Source organism: Microbacterium sp. Z6_144, from assembly GCF_057197625.1.
In genome coordinates this window covers 64124-82496 of the sequence record NZ_JBXVPT010000002.1, presented here as the reverse complement: position 1 = coordinate 82496, position 18373 = coordinate 64124, and the positions used below count along the sequence as shown (strand labels likewise).

Sequence of the window (18373 nt, the reverse complement as noted above, 5' to 3'; positions counted from 1 at the left end):
CCTCGAAGCCTAGTCAGCAGCAGCGCGCGCCGGGGTTGCGATCTTGCTCGTCCGATCGCGCCCGCCAGAACTCCCGTTCTGTCATCGGCTCCTCATGCGGATGGTGCCGGCGCAGGTGCGCGACGTAGGTGTCGTACGCCCCGTCGCCCATCAGGGTCGTGACGTACCAGCGGATGCTCCGCCCTGCCCTGCCGAGAGGTGCACGCACGTGCGCCCACCACGCTGGCCAGGCCGGAGCATCCGTCGGCATCATGTCGATCCTGTTCACGAGTGAGCGGCCGCCTTCCGGTGCGCGGCATCGTCGATGCGCGGCAGCGCTTCCCACTCCCGCTCGATCTCGCGTTCCGCCTGGGTGGCGATGAATCCCGCCGGGGCGAACCGCCGGGAGGGCACGGGCGGGTCCTCGTGATCGTTGCCCCCGCCTTGGACCACGGCCCGGATCGCCACCCCCACGGCGATCGCGATGACGATGATGGCCAGGGTGACGAAGATGATCGACAGGGTTCCCTGCACCGCTGTGTTGCGCACGACGGCTTCCATGGCCTCGCGGCTCGTGGCGGTGCCGAACTCGGTGAGCCCCTCATCCAGCGCGCCGCGGAAGGCGAAGTGGTTCGCCCAGTACCCGACGGCCGGGACCGGCGAGAAGATCTTGTACATCGACGCGGTGATGGTCACCACCGACGCGAACGCCAGAGGGACGGCCACGATCCACAGCCACTTGGCGTAGCTGCGGCCGCGCTTGGCGACGATCGCGAGCACGACGGCGAGCGCGATCGCGGCGAGCAGCTGGTTGGCGATGCCGAACAGCGGGAAGAAGGTGTTGATCCCGCCGAGCGGATCGGTCACGCCCAGGATGAGGATCGACCCCCACCCCGCCACCATGATGGCGGTGCAGATCCACACACCCGGCCGCCACGACACGTCGCGGAACTTGGGGATGAGGATGCCGACGGAGTCCTGCAGCATGAATCGTGCGACCCGGGTGCCGGCGTCGACGGCGGTGAGGATGAACAACGCCTCGAACATGATCGCGAAGTGGTACCAGAAGGCCATCAGCGCCGGTCCGCCCAGCGCGGCCTGCATGATGTTCGCCAGCCCGAGCGCGAGGGTCGGGGCGCCACCGGTGCGCGAGACGATGGTCTCCTCCCCCACCGCGTCAGCCGCCGAGGTGAGCATGTCGGGGGTCAGGGTGACGCCCGTCAGGCCCAGGCCGTTCACGAAGGCCACCGCTCCCTCGACGGTGCCGAGGGTCGCCGCCGCCGAGGAGTTCATCGCGAAGTAGATGCCGCGATCGATCGAGAGCGCCGCGACCAGCGCCATGATGGCGACGAACGATTCCATCAGCATCCCGCCGTAGCCGATGACCCGCGCCTGGCGCTCCTTCTCCAGCAGCTTGGGGGTGGTGCCGGAGGCGATGAGGGCGTGGAATCCGGAGAGCGCGCCGCACGCGATGGTCACGAACAGGAACGGGAAGATCGGGCCGGTGAACACCGGGCCGAGCTCGCCGCCGGCGAACTCGCTGAAGGCGGGCACGTCGATCTCGGGACGCACGAGCACGATCGCACCGGCGAGCATCACGATGACGCCGATCTTCATGAACGTCGACAGGTAGTCGCGCGGCGCGAGCAGCAGCCACACCGGCAGCACGGCGGCGACGAAGCCGTAGATGATGATGCCCCACGCGATCGTGGTGCGGTCGAGGGTGAAGATCGCCGCGCCCCACTCGGTGGAGGCCACCCAGCCGCCGGCGATGATCGCGGCGATCAGCAGCACGAAGCCGATGATCGAGATCTCGGTGATGCGTCCGGGACGAATCCACCGCAGGTAGCAGCCCATGAACAGCGCGATGGGAATGGTCATCGAGACGCTGAAGACGCCCCACGGGCTCTCGCCGAGGGCGTTGACGACCACGAGCGCGAGGATCGCCACGATGATCAGCATGATGAGGAGGCTCGCGATGATCGCGGCGGTGCCGCCGATGCGCCCGAGCTCCTGGCGGGCCATCTGCCCGATGGTGCGCCCGCCCCGACGCATCGAGAAGAAGAGCACGAGGTAGTCCTGCACGGCTCCGGCCAGCACGACACCGACGATGATCCAGATCGTGCCGGGGAGGTAGCCCATCTGCGCGGCCAGCACCGGCCCGACGAGGGGCCCGGCTCCCGCGATCGCGGCGAAGTGGTGGCCGTAGAGCACCCGGCGGTCGGTGGGGACATAGTCCTTGCCGTCCTGCTTGCGCTCCGCGGGGGTCGCCCGCCGGTCGTCAGGGCGGGTGATGTGGCGCTCGATGATCTTCGAATAGAAGCGGTACGCGATGGCGTACGTGCAGACGGCCGCGAAGACGAACCAGATCGCGTTCACCGTCTCGCCCCGGACGATCGCGAGCATCGTCCAGGCCACGCCGCCCAGGAGGGCGACGGCCACCCACAGAAGGATCTTCGGCCACGTCCATCGCGAATCCAGGCGGTCGGCGGGGACGGCCACCGGGGGCAGGGACGGATCGGTCGTGAGTTCGGGCTCGCGGGCGGGAGGCCGGATTGCGGACATGGTTCTCCTCGGGGTCGCGTCGTTGCGGACGCGTCGAGGTTATGAAGCGGGGCGCGGGGACGCGGAGAGGATCACCGCCGTCGTGCGATGAGCGGCGCCATCCGTGCGCCCAGCGGCGACACCACCCCTGTGGCCGCGGGTGCCATGGCGGAACAGGATGCCGCGCCCGTACGTTGGGGGGAGTAATCGGAAGGAAATCGGATGACCGACGCGATCATCGTCACCCGCAACGAGGAGAAGTCCCGCTACGAGATCCATGTGGGCGACCAGCTGGGCGGAACCCTGGACCTCGAGCCGAGCGAGGACGGCCCGGTGTCTCTTCCCCACACGAACGTGGACTCGGCGTTCAAGGGCAAGGGGCTCGGCTCGCAGCTCGTCGGCGAGGCCCTGGCCGACATGGCCCGGCGGGGCGAGACCGTCAGCCCGGTGTGCCCGTTCGTCGCCCACTACCTGCGCGAGAACGAAGTCGCCGGCCTGATCATCGATTGGCCGGTCGAAGAGGACGGCGAAGACGCCGCCGCCCCGTCCGAAAGCTCGGGCTGACGCAGCGGGACGGTGCCCACCGCCGGCGCGCCTGTCCTCGATTGCGCAGTGGCAGCATCCGGTGAGTGAGCCGAGAGCGCTCGAGGGCGCCCGAGCCGGAGCCCGGACGCCCTCGAGGCCGATCCAGCGCGTCAGCGATACACGACGAACCCGCTCAGGCCCGTGGACGAGGCGACGGTGTCGCTCCCGTCATACTGCGCGATCACGACCTTGACGCCTCGGGACTGCCGCGGCAGCGGGATGGTCGCGGTGCCGTCGGCGAGCGTGCCGGTGTAGGACCGGCCGTTCACCCACACCCGGACGTCACCGGTGGCGGGGGCTCCTCCCGACGGGGAGACGGCCACGGTGACCGCGTAATCCTGCGACGAGGTGCCGATGTAGCGGTTGAGTGTCACCGACGTGTGCGACGTGAACTTCACGAACACTCCGGCGCTGTCGGCCACCCCCGGCGTGGGGTTGCCCTCGGCGGTGGCCGTCACCCGCACCGACAGCGTCGTGCCCACGTCGGCCCTGGTGACCCGATACGTGTTCCCGGTCGCGCCCTCGATGGGCTGCCCGTCGCGCAGCCACTGGTAGGCCACCGTGACGTCGGCCGGCTCCCACGTGCCCGGGCTCGCGGTGAGCGTCCTTCCGGGCCGCGGGTCGCCCGAGATCGTCGGCGCCTCGGTGGCGGACGGCGGCGCCTGGCCCGACTCGACCGTGAGCACCGTGCGCACCTCGGAGTCGCCGTACTGCGCGACCCCGAGGTAGCGGGTCTCGGGCTGCAGGCCGGCCCACGACAGCGTGTACGTCGTGGCCACGCCCTCCTTGGCGGGGATCGGGTTGGGAGTCGCCGTCAGCGCTCCTTCTCCGCCTTCGGCTGGAACGTTGCCGAACCACAGATCCCACGTGAAGGGATCGGCGTAGGCGAACACGTTCATCTCGACGAGGTAGGTGCCCGCCGTGGGGTTTTGCAGGGTCACCTCCTCGTCGGCAGCGCCGGTGCCCGACTGCCACATCTCGTAGTAGCGGAGGTCGTCGGGGCTGACGACACGGGAGACGGCAAGGTCGAGGTCGCTGGTCTCGTCGTCGGAGGAGTCCAGCGTGAACCGCGAGAGTTCAGTGCCCTCCGGCACCTCCACGATCCACCTGACGTATCCCTTCGTATCGGCACCGGACTTCTCGTCGCCCGAGTGGCCCTCGACGGGGTTGTCGGGGTCGGCCAGGAGGGCCATCGGCGCGAGCCCGGTGAGGTTCACCGGCAGGTCGCCCGTGATCCCCGGCGTGATGGTCACGTCGGTGCTGCCGGTGATGCCGGTGCCCGACACCTCGGCCGGAGCATCCGCCGTGACCGGCTGGATCGCGACCGGCGAGCGCACCGTGGTGTCGCCGTTCGTCCACGTGAGACGCCCGGTCGTCCATTCCTCGGTGGGGGCGCCGTCGCGCGTGAACGTCACCGTGTACGACTGCGTCTCGCCGGCCGCGCCGAACGTGAGGCTCGCCGGCTCCACGACCGCGTCGATACCCGGCACGTCGATGGATGCGGTGAAGGTTCCCGCCTGCGTGGACGTCACCGAGCGCGTCACCGTCTGGGGCGCCGAGAGCGATCCGATCGAAATGGAGGCGAGGTTCAGATCGCTGCCGTCGATCGGCTCGACCGCATACTGCGGGAAGCTCAAGCCCTTGCCCTGCAGGTACGCCGCCCAATCGCTCGGACCGTTCAGGTAGAGCAGGCCCGGATCGAAGAACCGCGTGGGATCGACGTGACCGGCGCCCTGCGCGAACGGATCGGAGTTGGTCGACCCGTCGTCGTTCACGGTGTCGTACGCGGTGGTCATCATCGCCGACTTGATCTCGGCCGGCGCGGCCTGGGGACGCTCCCCGAGATACAGCGCGGCCAGTCCCGCGATGTGCGGTGCCGACATCGACGTCCCCGACTTGAAGCCGAACGTGGCGTCCTCGTCGTCGGCATTGTGGGTCGGAGCCAGGATCGCCACCCCCGGCGCGGTGATGTCGGGTTTGAGGATGTCGCTGCCGTCGGCGAGCATCGGTCCGCGGCTGGAGAACCCGGCGATCACGGGGGTGGGAGTCTCCACGCCCGTGACGTTCTCCCCGATCAGCGTGGCGGTGGCATCCGGGGTGTTCCGCACGTAATCCAGCAGCGCGGCACGGTGGGTGTGCGCCAGGTGCACGGTCGGCACGGAGTGGAAGTCGTTGTCCAGCGACCCGGGTGTGACGTTCACGAGGATCATGCCGATCCCACCCGCCTCTTCGACGGCCTGCGACTTCTCCACGCGGGCGTTCTCCCCGCGATCGCACACCACGATCTTTCCCTCGGCCTCTGCGGGGTCGAGCGCCCCGAGATAGCAGAGCGCCGCCTGGGCCGGGTCGGCTCCGGCCGCGACGATGTCGCCGGCGTAGACGACGGGACCGGTGACCTCCTCGCCGAACGGCACCGACACCGACGCGCCGGCGGCCTCGAACCCGTCAGGCAGTTGCACGGTTCCCTCGTAGGTGGGGACCGTCGACGCGGCGACCGTCGTGTACCAGGGCGACGCGTGGTCGGCCGTGGCGGCGCCCGGGCCGGCGTTGCCGGCGCTGACGGAGACGAAGATGCCCGCTGCGGCGGCGTTGAAGAACGAGCGGTCATCGGGAGCGAGTGTCGTCGTGGCCGATCCGCCGCCGATCGAGTAGTTGATGACGTCGACCCCGTCGCTCGCGGCGGCGTTGATCGCGGCGAGCAGGTCGCTCAGCGCGCAGATGTCGTCGGTGTTGTCGAGGGGATCGGGCCCGGCGTAGCAGGCCTTGTACGCGGCGATCTTGGCGCCCGGCGCCACACCGGAGATGTCACCGAAGTCGATTCCCTCGACGCCGGCGGCCACGGCGTGGTTTCCCGCTGCGGTGCCCGCGGTGTGCGACCCGTGCCCGTCGTTGTCTCGGGGTGAGCGGAAGTCGGAGGAGAAATCGAACCCGGCTTTCTCGGCGCCCGAGCTGAAGTACTTCGCACCGATGAGCTTGGTGGAATAGTCGTCTGCGTCCCACTGCTGGCCGGTGACGCGCTCGCTCCGGAACGTCGTGCCGTCGGACTTGGCGAACACCACCTCGTTGCCGTCGAGGTACGGCTCCGCACCCGGCGCGGTGCCCAGCGGGTCGCCCGCGAACGACGGGTTCTCCGGCGCGATGCCGGTGTCGATCACGCCGACGACGGTTCCCTCGCCCGCGGCATCCGCACCGCCCACGGCCTCCCACACGCCGCCGGCGCCCTCGAGCCCCAGGAACTGCGTCGACGGCACCGCGTCGGGGTGGCGGATCTCGTCCGGCACGACGGCGGCGACACCCTCCGTGGCCGCCAGCTTCGCCGCCTGCTCCGCGCTCAGCCGCGCGCTGAAGCCGTTGGCGGTGAGCGTGTAGGAGTAGTCGCGGTCGGCATCGACCTCGGCGGCAACCTCCTGCTGCCGGGTGTCGAGGAACTCCGTGTATTCACGCACCTCCGGCGAGTGGGCGTCGAGCTTCGCCCCCTCCTCGGGCTGCGTGGCGCGCAGGTCGGACTGGCCGCCGTCGTAGGTCGCGGCCGGCGCCTCATCCAGCAGCACGATGTACTGCCCGCTGGGAGCATCGATCGGGACGGGACTGGTCAACTCGCCCGACTCGATCGCGCCGAAGCTGGCGGTGGCGGTGGTGCTGGTGAACAGCGCGGCGAGTGCCAGGACGGCGACCGCACGCAGGGGTCGACGGTGGGTGCCTGCAACGGGCATATGCGCTCCAAGAGGGGGGATGATGTGAGCGGTCCGCGCGACGACGGCGCACGTGCGTTAAACATAGCTCACAGCACAAACCCAGCCAACGGTCGGTTTCGGGCGGATGTTCAGGGCCGTGCCCGCACCCACCGACCGCGCCCTCGCCGGCGGCCGGTGGCGAGGAGGCCGGGAGTACGCTGAACCGGTGACCGCGGCATCCCGGGTTCCCACGCGGATCCTCCTCATCTGCGCCGCGATCGGGGTGGGGACGGGCCTCCTCTCGGCCGGGTGGGCCGTGCTGCACGCGGTCGCTGCCGTCGGCGCCGTCGCCGTCTACGGCCTGGTGCTGGGGTTTCATGCGCTCCCCGGCGTCATCGCACAGGAGTTGCTGCGACAGCCCTGGGTGGCGCTGCTCACTCACGCGATCGCCGCGATCGTGGCGTCGGCCATCGCGCCGGCGATGGTGGCGGGCTACCTCGTGGCAGCGGTCGTGTTCGGCGGCGTGCAGGAGGGGGTGGCGGCCCTGACCCGCTACCGGCACTGGGAACCGTGGCGGTTCTTCCTGTCGGCAGCGGTCACCGGCATCGTGCTGGCCGTCCCGCTGTGGTTCGCGTTCGACCTGGCCCGGTTCGCACCATGGGCGCAGGTGGTCTTCGTCGCGCTGTTCATCCTCGGGCCGGTCGCCTGGACGGCGGTCGGTCTCGGCGTGGGTGCGGGGCTCCGGCGAGCGGGCGTCGCGCGCCCCGCCGTGCGGCGCTGAGCCGTCACGGCGCCGTCCTCGTCGGCGTCCGGCGGGTAAGGGTAGGCTAAGTTCCTCCTCGAGCCTTCCGACTGGACGCCGTGAACCCTTCCGAGCGCGATGCCTCCGGCCGCGCTGCGCCCCCTGTCGGCCCGCCGCTGGCGCGCGTGCGGAACCTGGCCGTGACCCACGACGGGACCGATACGGCCACCCCGGCAGACGTGAGCTTCGACGTCGCACCCGGCGAGGTGGTGCTGATCCTCGGCCCCAGCGGGTCGGGGAAGTCCACTCTCGCGCTCTCCTTGAACGGCCTCATCCCCTCCGCCGTGCCCGCGCACGTCAGCGGCACCGTCGAGGTGTCGGGGATGGATGCGGCGACCACACCGGTGCCGGTTCTGAGCACGCGCGTGGGCATGGTCTTCCAAGACCCCGACGCGCAGTTGGTGACCGGAACCGTCCTCGACGAGGTGGCCTTCGGTCCGGAGAATCTGCGGCTTCCGGTCGATGACGTGCGGGCGCGGGCCGCGGACGCCCTGCGGCGCGTGGGGCTGGAGGGCCGGCACGCCGACAACCCCGACCACCTCTCCGGGGGCGGGCGCCAGCGCCTCGCCCTCGCCGCGGCGCTGGCGATGGGCTCGCCCCTTCTCGTGCTCGACGAACCCACCGCCAACCTCGACCCCCGCGGCATCGAGGAGGTCTACGCGACACTGGCGGACGTCGTCGCCGCCGGCGATCGCGCGATCGTCCTGATCGAGCACAACCTCGACTCCGCCGTGGGGCTGGTGGACCGCGTCGTCGTGCTCGATGCCGACGGCCGGCTCGTCATCGACGGACCGGTGGATGCGGTGTTCCGCGAGCGCGCCGAGGAGCTCCACGCGAGCGGCGTCTGGCTGCCGACGTCCACCCTGGCGGCGCTCCGCCTCCGCCGCGCGGGGTACCGCCTCGACCCCCTGCCACTGACCCCTGCCGAGCTGCGCACCGCACTCGAGCGGACGCCCGCGCCCGCCGCATCCGCCCCACCGGCCCCGCTCGGGCGGGCCGGCCGGGTGCGGGAGGACACCGCTCCGGATGGGCGGGACGCGACGGATCCGGCCGCTTCCGCGAGGGTGCGACCGGCAGGTGGCGAGGAGCCGGTCGTCCGGGTGCGCGGGCTCACGCTCACCCGGGGCCGCGGGCGCTCCCGCACGACCGTGCTCGAGGGCATCGACCTGGATGTCGCCGCCGGCGAGTTCGTCGCCGTCGTCGGGGAGAACGGCGCCGGGAAGACCAGCCTCGTGCAGGCGATCGCGGGCGTCCTCCGCCCACCGCGGGGGACGGTGCACCTGAACGGGCTCGACGTCGGCCGCACCGATGCCCGCACCCTCGCAGCCCACGTCGGCTTCGTCTTCCAGAACCCCGAGCACCAGTTCATCGCGCCCACCGTCTTCGACGAGATCGCGCACGGGCTGCGGATGCAGCGCCTCCCCGACGAGATCGTGCGCGAGCGGACGCACGACCTCCTGCGCCGCTTCGCACTGACCCGCCACGCGCGCACGCACCCGTTCCTCTTGTCGGGCGGGCAGAAGCGGCGGCTGTCGGTGGGCACCGCGGTGGTGGCCGGAGCGCGCACCCTGGTGCTCGACGAGCCGACATTCGGGCAGGATCGGGCGCGCGCGGACGAACTGATGGCGCTGCTGGAAGATCTCCGCGGCGGCGGCACGACCATCGTCGTCGTCAGCCACGACATGCAGCTCGTCACCGACCATGCCGACCGCGCGGTCGTGCTCTCCGGCGGGCGGATGCTGGCATCCGCGGCCACGTCCGCGGTGTTCGCCGACGACGCGCTGCTCCGCCGCGCAGGCCTGCGCCCGCCACCCCTGCGCGTGGCGCTGGCGGATCTGACGCAGCATCCCGAGCTCAGCGGTGCGACGCGTCTGAGCGACCTTCCCGGGGGGCGCGCGTGAGCTCGGGCGCCGACCCCTTCGCCACGGCCGCGGCGGGCCGGGATCTGCGGTTCCTCCCCGCTCTCAACCCGCTCGCCAAGCTCGCCGGGCCGGCGCCGGCGATGGTGCTCCTCGTCTTCGTGCGCGATCTGGCGACGCCCCTGACCTTCCTGGTGCTCGCCTGCGGGGTACTGCTCGTCGGAGCGCGGTGGTCGGCCCGGAGAGCGGCAGCCGTCTTCCTCGCGTTCCCGGCGGCCATCGCCGCGGTCGGGGCCGGTTTCTCCCTCTGGGCCGACGTCGACCGCGTCGACCGGTCCATCACCCTCTCGCAGCTGGGCCCATGGACCCTCTACGCCGGCGCCCTCGACGTCGGCTTCGCCACGGCGCTGCGCCTGGGCGCGATCATCGCCCTCGCCCTCATCGCCGGGATGACGACCGCCGGGCCGGACCTCGTCCGTTCGCTCGTGCAGCAGCTGCACGTGCCCTACCGGATCGGGTACACCGCACTCGCGGCATTCCGTTTCGTGCCGCGCTTCGGCTCGGAGCTCGACGTCATCCGCCAGGCGCACAGGGTGCGCGGACGACGCCGCGGCAGAGGCCCGTTCGCCGCTCTCGCGCGGTGGGCGGGGTACCTCATACCGCTCCTGGCCGGCGCGATCCGTCACGCGGAGCGGGTCGCGCTCGCGATGGATGCCCGCGCCTTCGGCGCGTACCCCGATCGCACCGAGCGCCACGTCGTGCCGTTCCGTGCGCGCGATGTCGTCTTCGTCGCGGCGGCGTGGATGCTCTCGGCCGCCGTGTTCTGGTACTTCCGGCCCTGGCACGCGGGCTGAACCGACCCGATATCCCCGGAGCGGCCGAGGCCGTTGCCTAGAATCGGGCCGATGCCTCGACCGGCGTCGAAAGGGGAGCCATGGTGCGGCGACGCAGAACAGTGGCCCGGCACGCCCGGCTGCGTTCCCCCAGCATCGCCGGTCAGCTCCTCACCCTCGTCGCCGTGGCGGTCGCGGTGGTGCTGGTGGCGACAGCGGGCACGATCGGGTACGCCACCTACGACCTGGCCGCCAGCTTCACCGAGGACGCGGTCGAACTCCAGGACCAGCCCGCGCCGCCCCCCGACATCGGCGAGATCGAGGGCGGGGTGAACCTGCTCCTCACCGGCATCGACGCGTGCGAGCCCGAGTACGCCCACCTCTTCGGGGCCCGCTGCACCGGGCCGGATGCATCCAGCACCCTCAACGACGTCAACATCCTGCTGCACATCTCCGACGACCCACGGCGGGTGACGGTGGTCTCCTTCCCGCGCGACCTCGTCCTGCCGTCGCCGGGGTGCACGCGGGTGGACGGGTCGACGTGGCCCGGCGGATCCGTGCAGATCAACGAGCTGTTCGACATCGGCGGGCTCAACTGCGTGGTCGACACCGTGTCCGGCATCAGCGACCAGGACATCCAGTTCGCCGCGACGGTGACCTTCGGCGGCGTCATCGAGATCACCGACGCGGTCGGCGGGGTCGAGGTGTGCCTCGCCCGGGGGATGCGCGACCGCAACACCGGCATCGATTGGCCGGCCGGTCCGCGCACCATCCAGGGGATGGAGGCGCTGCAGTTCCTGCGCACCCGCTACGGCGTCGGGGGCAGCGACCTCGCCCGCATCAGCAACCAGCAGCAGTACATGTCGCGGCTGGCCCGGAAGCTCGTGAGCGAGGAGGTGCTCACCGACCCCGCCACGATGTACCGGCTGGCCTCGAGCGCCCTGCGCAGCGTCGATCCCTCGACGAGCCTGACAAATCCGCTCACGCTCGTGCAGATCGCCCTGGCCGTGCGCGACGTGCCGTTCGAGGAGATCGTGTTCGTGCAGTACCCGACGAACGCCGCGCCCGGCGACCCGAACCGCGTCGTACCGAACTACGCCGCCGCGGAGCCGCTGTGGCAGGCGCTCGCCGACAACCGGCCGATCGCGCTCACGGGCGAGGTCGGCGCCAACGACGGCGTCGTCGAGGTGACGCCCCAGGAACCGGCCGAAACCCCCGCGCCCGACCCCACGGTCACGACGCCCGCTCCCACGGTCACGACGCCCGCTCCGCCGGCGGACCCCGGGGACGAGGCGGTCGAGCTCCCCCCGAGCATCACGGGGTCCACGGCGGCCCAGGAGACCTGCTCCGCCGGCAACCTCTCCCGCTAACCACCGGTCGACTCGCCAACAAACGTCGCGAATCTCGGCGATTCCGCGCGTTTGTTGGCGAGTCGACGAGGGGACGAGGAGCTCAACGGCGGCCGGCGAGCTGGCGGCCGACGATCTCGCGCATGATCTCGTTCGTGCCGCCGTAGATGCGGTGCACCCGGGCGTCGAGGTAGGCGCGGGCGATCGGGTACTCGGTGATGTACCCGTAGCCGCCGTGCAGCTGAACGCACGTGTCGAGCACCTCGCCCTCGCGCTCGGTCGTCCAGAACTTGACCTTCGCTGCTTCCTCGGGCGTGAGCTTGCCCTCGCCGTAGAGCGCGATGGCCCGGTCGACATACGCCCACAGCACGTCGACGGTGGTCGCGACATCCGCGAGCCGGAACCGCGTGTTCTGGAAGTCGATGACCGGCGTGCCGAACGCCTCCCGGCTCTTCACGTATTCCAGCGTCCAGACGAGGCCCGCTTCGGATGCGGCCGCGGCGGCGACACCGATCGAGAGGCGCTCGAGCGGCAGGTTGCGCATCAGCTGGATGAAGCCGTGCCCTTCCTGCCCGCCGATGAGGTTCTCCTCCGGGACGAACACGTCCGTGAAGGACAGCTCCGCGGTGTCGTGGCCCTGGAAGCCCATCTTGTGCAGCTTCTTGCCGTGCTCGAAGCCCGCCATGCCATTCTCGATCAGCAGCAGGCTGAACGCATCCGGCCGGTTGCCCTCCCCCGTCTTGACGAAGGTGACGACGAGGTCGGCGGTCTTGCCGCTGGAGATGAACGTCTTGGCGCCGTTGACGAGGTATCCGCCGTCGACCTTCTTCGCGGTCGTGGTCACCCCGCGGAGGTCGCTGCCGGTGCCGGGCTCGGTCATGGCGAGCGCGCCGATCACCTCTCCGGTCGCCATTCCCGGGAGCCACTTCTGCTGCTGCTGCGGCGTGCCGAAGTGCGCGAGATACGGCACGGCGAGGTCGTCCTGGATGCCGAAGGCACCGGCGAGCGAGCCGGCGCCCGCCTTGAGGATCTCCTCCATGACGATCGTGCGGAACCGGTAGTCCTGCAGCATCCCGGCGCCACCGAACTCCTCCGGCACCGACAGTCCGATGAGGCCGGACTGACCCGCCGCGAGCATCGTCGCTCGGTCGATCTCGCCCTCCGCGTCCCATCGCTCGCGCGCCTGGTTGCTGACGTAGCGCTTGATGAATTCGCGAACGACCTCGCGGAACGCCTCGTGGTCTTCGTCGTAGATGTCGCGGTCCATGCCGACTCCTCTCCGCTCCGAGTGGATGCTGCGGGCCATGGCCGATCGACCAGGCAGCGCGAGCGAGTCTAGGTCAGCACGCGGTCGCTCGCGCGTTCGCTGTCCGGAACCGCATCCCACCTCTCGTGACACCGCGTGCCGCGTTGGAGGTTGGCGCCAGGTGCGCCCTCCGTCGAGTGCACGGCATCCTGCCGAACGCACGACCTGTGCACGCCGATACGCCGTGCACTGGGCACCACGTCGTGCAGTCGCGGAGTTACTGCGCGTAGCCCGGTGCGGCGGGCAGTCCGAAGAACTCCTCCAACGTCGTCCATCCGCCGTCGTGGTAGGCGCGCGCCAAGTCGGTTCCGATGTAGCGCAGGTGCCACGGCTCCGGCGCGTAGCCGGTCACGTCGGTGCGCCCCTCGGTATAGCGGACGATCCAGCCGTACTCCCATGCGTGCTCCGCGAGCCAGGCGCCCTGCGGCGTCGCGGCGAGGTCGTCGATCGTTCCGCAGACCTCGGCGCACGGGAGCACGTCCACGGTGAGACCCGACTGGTGCTCGCTGAACCCGGGGCGAGCGCTCACGAGGTCGGCGCCCTCGACGCCGCGGTCGGCGACATGCCCGGCGTAGGTGGACTCCTGCGTCGTGAACGAGCGGTACGCGCTCTCCAGCGCGACCTCACCGGCTCCGGCATCCGCGGCCGCGCGCACGAGCGCCGTCAGCGCAGCCGCCGCATCCCGCCGCAGGTCGCTTCCCACGAGGCCCCGGACCCCCTCCGGCTGCACCAGGGGCGCGGGAACGGCATCGATCGACGCGTACGGCCGCTGCTTGTTGACCACCACCCACACGCGGGCGGGATCGTCCAGGCGGATGCAGGGAGCCGTGCCCGCCGCGACCGCCGCGCGGAACGGCTCTGGACCGCCGGTGGCGGCGATCGCCGCGGCATCGTCCCCGGCCGCGAGCGCCCCGAGGAGCGCGGGCTGCTCGCAGAGCGTTCCGGCAGCGGTGACCTCGGCCGACTGCTCGGGGACGGGCAGGCCCTCGGGCGGAAGGGCGAGGATGCGGGCGTTCACGTTCACGTTCACGCTCACGCTCTCGCTCGGGACGGGGGCGGGCGTGGCACGGGCGGCGGGAGAAGAGTGGCTGGTCGGGGACGACATGGCCGGCGGGGCCGTCGTCGCCACCGTGGCCCCCGTCGCCACCGTCGCGGCCGTCGCCCCGGCGACGAGGATCACGGCTCCGGCTGCGGCAACGGCCATCCGCGGCCCGAGGCGCCGACGGCGCGCGTGGCGCGCGATCGGAGTGGGCGCGCCCGCGGCAGCGCGCTGCGCCGCCTCGCGCAGTGCGCGCCGCGTGAAAGCGTGCGGGTCGGGTTCCGTCACCGCTCCATTGTCCCCCGCGGCGACGCGTGTGCCAGCACGCCGCTGACGTGTTCGACGTTGGACCGGTACGTCTTGACAGAGATTCGCATCTCTGTTCCCATTAGGACATGAGATGGCAAGGGCAGCAGCTGGGCGTGGACGACCCCGCGGCCCTTCCCGGCATGGAGCGGATGGATGGCCTCGTGCGCTCCGTGACCACGCCCGAGTTCGCCGGCATGACCTTCCACGAGGTGCTCTGCAAGACCGCGCTCAACCGCGTGCTCGGAGCATCCGCCATGCCCTTCGACTGGACGGTCAACCCGTACCGGGGATGCAGCCATGCGTGCACGTACTGCTTTGCTCGTGGCACGCACGAGTACCTCGACCTCGATGCCGGCAGCGACTTCGACTCGCAGATCGTCGTGAAGGTGAACGTCGCCGATGTGCTGCGCACCGAGCTTCGCCGCGGATCCTGGTCGCGCGAGCCGGTAATGCTGGGGACCAACACCGACCCCTATCAGCGCGCCGAGGGCCGGTACCGGCTCATGCCGCAGATCGCCTCCGCCCTCACCGAGTCGGGCACGCCGTTCTCGATCCTCACCAAGGGCTCATTGCTGCGGCGCGATCTGCCGTTGCTGACGGAGGCGGCGGCCTCCGTGCGCGTGTCGCTGGCGATGTCGATCGCGGTCTTCGACGATGCGCTGCAGAAGTCGATCGAGCCGGGGACGCCGAGCGCACAGGCACGTCTGGACACCGTCCGCGCTGCCGCCGAGGCGGGCTTCCGCGTCACGGTGTTCCTCATGCCGGTCATGCCCCACCTCACCGACTCCGTCGCCGCGCTCGACGACGCACTCCGCCGCATCCGGGAGGCGGGAGCGGCGCGCGTCATCTACGGAGCCCTGCACCTGCGCCCGGGCGTGAAGCCCTGGTTCTTCACCTGGCTCGAGCGCGAGCACCCCGAGCTGGTCTCGTCCTATCGCGGTCTCTACCCCGGAGCCGCCGCGCAGGCGCCCAAGCCGTATCGCACGTGGCTCGCCAAGCGCGTGCGCCCGCTCCTGCGGATGCACGGCCTGAATGGGCGGGATGAGGACGAGCATCCGCGCGCGCGTGCCACGCCCGGCCTCGCCGACCGCACCCCCGGTGCGTCCGATCCGGGTTCACTCCGCGGACTCGGACCCATCAGGACGACACGGCCGCGCGTGGCCCCGGCGAGCGAGCCGACCCTGTTCTGACGCCGGGCCCCGGAAACCGCGAAACCGCACCCTGCCGACGAAGCAGCGACATAATGTCGCCGTCTCGTCGGCCGGATGCGGTCTCGCGGAGTGGCTGCTCCGATCAGGCGGGGGCGTCGCCGGTCCGCGCGGGCACGGCGGGCTCCTCGTCGAGGAGCTCGGTCCGCTCAGCGGCGGCCTCGGGCTCCTCAGGCGCGGCCGCGGGAGACTCGGGCGCCTCAGCGGAGAGCTCGGACTCCTCAGCGGAGACCTCGGGCGCCTCAGCGGAGAGCTCGGGCTCCTCAGCGGAGACCTCGGTCAGCTCGGGCTCCTCAGCGGCGAACTCGGGCTCCTCAGCGGAGACCTCGGTCACCTCGGGCTCCTCGGCGAACTCCGTCGCCGCGGGCTCGGACAGCTGGCGCGGTGCCGGCACGGCAGGCTCGGCCACCTCGGCCGTGATGCCGAGACGGATGTCCTCGAGGAGGTCGTCGCCGACGCGCACGTCGTCGAAGGGCGCCTGAATCTCCGCACGCTGCAGCATCTCGGTCATGCGCCGGCGGCGCTGGCGCGGGATGAGCGTCACGACGGTACCCGCACGACCCGCGCGACCGGTGCGGCCCGAGCGGTGCAGGTACGTCTTGTACTCGTCCGGGGCGTCGGCCTGGATCACGAGGTCGATGTCGTCGACGTGGATGCCGCGGGCCGCGACATCCGTCGCCACCAGGACGTTGACGCGGCCCGAGGTGAGCCGCTCGAGGTTGCGCGTGCGCTTGGCCTGGTTGAGATCGCCATGCAGCGCGACGGCTGAGATGCCGGCGTCGTCGAACTGCTCGGCGAGCATCTCGGCGTAGGCGCGCGTGCGGGCGAAGACCAGGGTCTTGCCGTCGCGGTCGACGAGCGAGGTGAGGATCTCGGCCTTGTCGCGGTGGTCGATGACGAGGATGCGGTGGTCGATGGTGCTCGACTCCTGCGTCTCGCCGGCGACCTCGTACACCGCGGGATCCACGAGGAACTCGTCCACGAGGGCTGCGACCTCACGGTCGAGCGTCGCCGAGAACATCAGCTTCTGTGCACCGTCCTGCACCAGGCGGAGGATGCGCTGAATCGGCTCGAGGAATCCGAGCTCGCTCATGTGGTCGGCCTCGTCGAGCACGACGATGCGCACCTCGGAGAGGTCGAGCTTGCCCTGGCGGATGAGGTCTTCAATACGCCCGGGGGTGCCGATGATGATGTCGACACCCTTGCGGAGCGCACCCACCTGGCGCGCCTGGGGCACGCCGCCGTAGATCTGCGTCGTGAACAGGCCGACGCTGCGAGCGATGGGCTGGATGGTGCGGTCGATCTGCAGGGCGAGCTCGCGCGTCGGAGCGAGGATGAGCGCCTGCGGCAGGCGAGCGAAGGCACGCTTCTGACCGGCCTGCGAGCGAAGAAGGCTCTCGACCAGGGGCGCACCGAAGGCGATCGTCTTGCCCGAGCCCGTGCGCCCACGTGCGAGCACGTCACGGCCCTCGAGGATCGGGGCGACTGTAGCTGCCTGGATCGGGAACGGCGTGGCCGCACCGAGGTCGGCGAGCGTGCGGACGATGTTGTCGCCCAGTCCGAGGCTCGTGAACGTCACATCCGAGCTCTCCTGCGTCTGGACGGCCTCGGCCTGCAGCTTCTCGTGCACGACGTCGACGTGCTGCTCGTGCGCCTTCGACGCGGTCTCCGACTTCCAATCCGAGCGGTTCGGTCCGGCGTCGCGGCGCGGGCGATCGTCGAAGGAGCGGGCCGGGCGGTCATCGCGACGCGGGCGGTCATCGAACGAACGCGCCGGGCGGTCGTTGAACGTCCGCGCGGGACGGTCATCGCGTGCCGGACGGTCGTTGAACGTCCGCGCCGGACGGTCATCGCGTGCCGGACGGTCGTTGAAGGAACGCGCCGGACGGTCATCCCGCGCCGGACGATCGTTGAAGGAACGCGCCGGACGGCCATCCCGCGCCGGACGGTCATCGCGACGCGGGCGGTCATCGAACGAACGCGCCGGGCGGTCGTTGAAGGAACGCGCCGGACGGTCATCCCGCGCCGGACGGTCGCCGAACGACCGCGCAGGACGGTCATCACGGGCCGGACGGTCGCCGAACGACCGCGCAGGACGGTCATCCCGGCGGGGGCGGTCGTCGAAGGAACGCGCCGGACGGTCGTTGTAGGGCCGTGCGGGACGGTCATCGCGCGCCGGGCGGTCGCTGAACGTGCGCGCCGGACGGTCATCCCGAGTGGGACGGTCGTTGGTGCGCGCGGGGCGGTCGTTGTACGGCCGTGCGGGACGGTCATCGCGGGCCGGGCGGTCATCGAACGAACGCGCGGGGCGGTCGAAAGACCGAGCGGGGCGGTCGTCGTACGAACGTGCCGGGCGGTCGTCGAAGGAGCGACGCGGGCGGTCGTCGAACGAACGGGCCGGACGCTCGCCCGAGCGGATGCCGCGTGCCTCGTCGCGCCCGGCGCGCTCCTGCGCGGTCCAGCGGCGCTTCGGCTCTGCCGCGCCCGCCTCGGCGGGGCGATGGCCGCGGTGGTTGGGGCTCTTGGTCCCGGGCTTGGACGCCGCGGGGCGCGCGTCGTCGGGGCGGCGCTTGCGGTCCTGGTACGACGGCTTGTCGCCGTAACGGGGCTCGAAATTCTTGGCGGGGCGGCCGCCGGCCGGGTTCTTGCTTTTCGGCATGGGGATCTTCCTGGGTTGTATTCGCGCAAACAGCACGCGCCGTGCGCGCGGCACGGCACAAACCCGGACATCCGTCGGCCGGGGCCATTAACTCTGATGATCGTCGGAGCGGATTCGCTCCTCCCATCGGCCCCTTGGACTCACAAACCCATCCGCGCACAGCGCGGTGTCCAAAGCCGACTCATCAACGCTAGCGCACCCACCTGGGAAGGTGCCCGACGCGCCGC

General features: G+C 71.1%; 12 protein-coding genes. 6 read left to right on the top strand and 6 right to left on the bottom strand.

The genetic code is table 11. The features are described 5' to 3' along the window. Positions 1-13: 13 nt before the first annotated feature. On the bottom strand, positions 14-268 hold the full coding sequence (locus AC2DGY_RS12535) for a YbdD/YjiX family protein (protein ID WP_484510088.1): 255 nt from the start codon (positions 266-268) through the stop codon (positions 14-16). Then, complete coding sequence (locus AC2DGY_RS12530; protein ID WP_484510087.1) at positions 265-2544, bottom strand: carbon starvation CstA family protein; 2280 nt, start codon at positions 2542-2544, stop codon at positions 265-267. Before AC2DGY_RS12530 ends, AC2DGY_RS12535 begins: the two co-directional genes overlap by 4 nt. Positions 2545-2745: 201 nt before the next feature. Between AC2DGY_RS12530 and AC2DGY_RS12525 the strand changes: the two genes are divergently transcribed. Beyond that, positions 2746-3087, top strand: coding sequence for a GNAT family N-acetyltransferase (locus AC2DGY_RS12525; protein WP_484510086.1), 342 nt, complete (start codon positions 2746-2748; stop codon positions 3085-3087). 131 nt (positions 3088-3218) lie between these two features. Here AC2DGY_RS12525 and AC2DGY_RS12520 read toward each other — a convergent pair whose 3' ends face one another. Next, positions 3219-6821 (bottom strand): S8 family serine peptidase, encoded by a 3603-nt coding sequence (locus tag AC2DGY_RS12520; RefSeq protein WP_484510085.1) that lies wholly within the window; start codon positions 6819-6821, stop codon positions 3219-3221. A gap of 187 nt (positions 6822-7008) precedes the next feature. On the opposite strand from AC2DGY_RS12520, the gene AC2DGY_RS12515 reads away from it, so the two are divergent. From AC2DGY_RS12515 to AC2DGY_RS12500, 4 genes are all read left to right on the top strand, one after another. Next, complete coding sequence (locus AC2DGY_RS12515) at positions 7009-7563, top strand: ECF transporter S component (RefSeq protein ID WP_484510084.1); 555 nt, start codon at positions 7009-7011, stop codon at positions 7561-7563. 80 nt (positions 7564-7643) lie between these two features. Then, entirely contained in the window at positions 7644-9485 is a 1842-nt protein-coding gene (locus AC2DGY_RS12510) for an ABC transporter ATP-binding protein (protein WP_484510083.1), read from the top strand. After that, positions 9482-10297 (top strand): energy-coupling factor transporter transmembrane component T, encoded by an 816-nt coding sequence (locus AC2DGY_RS12505; protein ID WP_484510082.1) that lies wholly within the window; start codon positions 9482-9484, stop codon positions 10295-10297. The genes AC2DGY_RS12510 and AC2DGY_RS12505 overlap by 4 nt, the downstream gene beginning before the upstream one ends. 80 nt (positions 10298-10377) lie before the next feature. Beyond that, the gene (locus AC2DGY_RS12500; RefSeq protein WP_484510081.1) at positions 10378-11646 is read left to right on the top strand and encodes an LCP family protein; all 1269 of its coding nucleotides are present in this window, start codon (positions 10378-10380) and stop codon (positions 11644-11646) included. A gap of 82 nt (positions 11647-11728) precedes the next feature. On the opposite strand, the gene AC2DGY_RS12495 is transcribed toward AC2DGY_RS12500, so the two are convergent. Then, positions 11729-12892 carry an acyl-CoA dehydrogenase family protein gene (locus AC2DGY_RS12495; RefSeq protein ID WP_484510080.1) on the bottom strand — a complete coding sequence of 388 codons (1164 nt, stop codon included), beginning with the start codon at positions 12890-12892 and terminating at the stop codon, positions 11729-11731. A 256-nt stretch (positions 12893-13148) separates the two neighbouring features. Next, entirely contained in the window at positions 13149-14258 is a 1110-nt protein-coding gene (locus AC2DGY_RS12490; RefSeq protein ID WP_484510079.1) for a M15 family metallopeptidase, read from the bottom strand. Between the two features lie 107 nt (positions 14259-14365). Here AC2DGY_RS12490 and AC2DGY_RS12485 point away from each other — a divergent pair, with 107 nt between their 5' ends. Beyond that, positions 14366-15469: an Rv2578c family radical SAM protein gene (locus AC2DGY_RS12485; RefSeq protein ID WP_484510078.1), complete on the top strand. Its 1104-nt coding sequence runs from the start codon at positions 14366-14368 to the stop codon at positions 15467-15469. Positions 15470-15572: 103 nt separating this feature from the next. Here the strand turns inward: AC2DGY_RS12485 and AC2DGY_RS12480 are convergent, their stop codons facing one another. Continuing rightward, a complete protein-coding gene (locus tag AC2DGY_RS12480; protein WP_484510077.1) occupies positions 15573-18146 on the bottom strand; it encodes a DEAD/DEAH box helicase in 2574 nt (857 codons plus the stop codon). Positions 18147-18373 lie beyond the last annotated feature (227 nt).

Coding starts and splice junctions, on each gene's coding strand:
- AC2DGY_RS12530 (WP_484510087.1), bottom strand. CDS start 2,544: ATGTCCGCAATCCGGCCTCCCGCCCGCGAGCCCGAACTCACGACCGAT.
- AC2DGY_RS12525 (WP_484510086.1), top strand. CDS start 2,746: ATGACCGACGCGATCATCGTCACCCGCAACGAGGAGAAGTCCCGCTAC.
- AC2DGY_RS12520 (WP_484510085.1), bottom strand. CDS start 6,821: ATGCCCGTTGCAGGCACCCACCGTCGACCCCTGCGTGCGGTCGCCGTC.
- AC2DGY_RS12500 (WP_484510081.1), top strand. CDS start 10,378: ATGGTGCGGCGACGCAGAACAGTGGCCCGGCACGCCCGGCTGCGTTCC.
- AC2DGY_RS12495 (WP_484510080.1), bottom strand. CDS start 12,892: ATGGACCGCGACATCTACGACGAAGACCACGAGGCGTTCCGCGAGGTC.
- AC2DGY_RS12485 (WP_484510078.1), top strand. CDS start 14,366: ATGAGATGGCAAGGGCAGCAGCTGGGCGTGGACGACCCCGCGGCCCTT.
- AC2DGY_RS12480 (WP_484510077.1), bottom strand. CDS start 18,146: ATGCCGAAAAGCAAGAACCCGGCCGGCGGCCGCCCCGCCAAGAATTTC.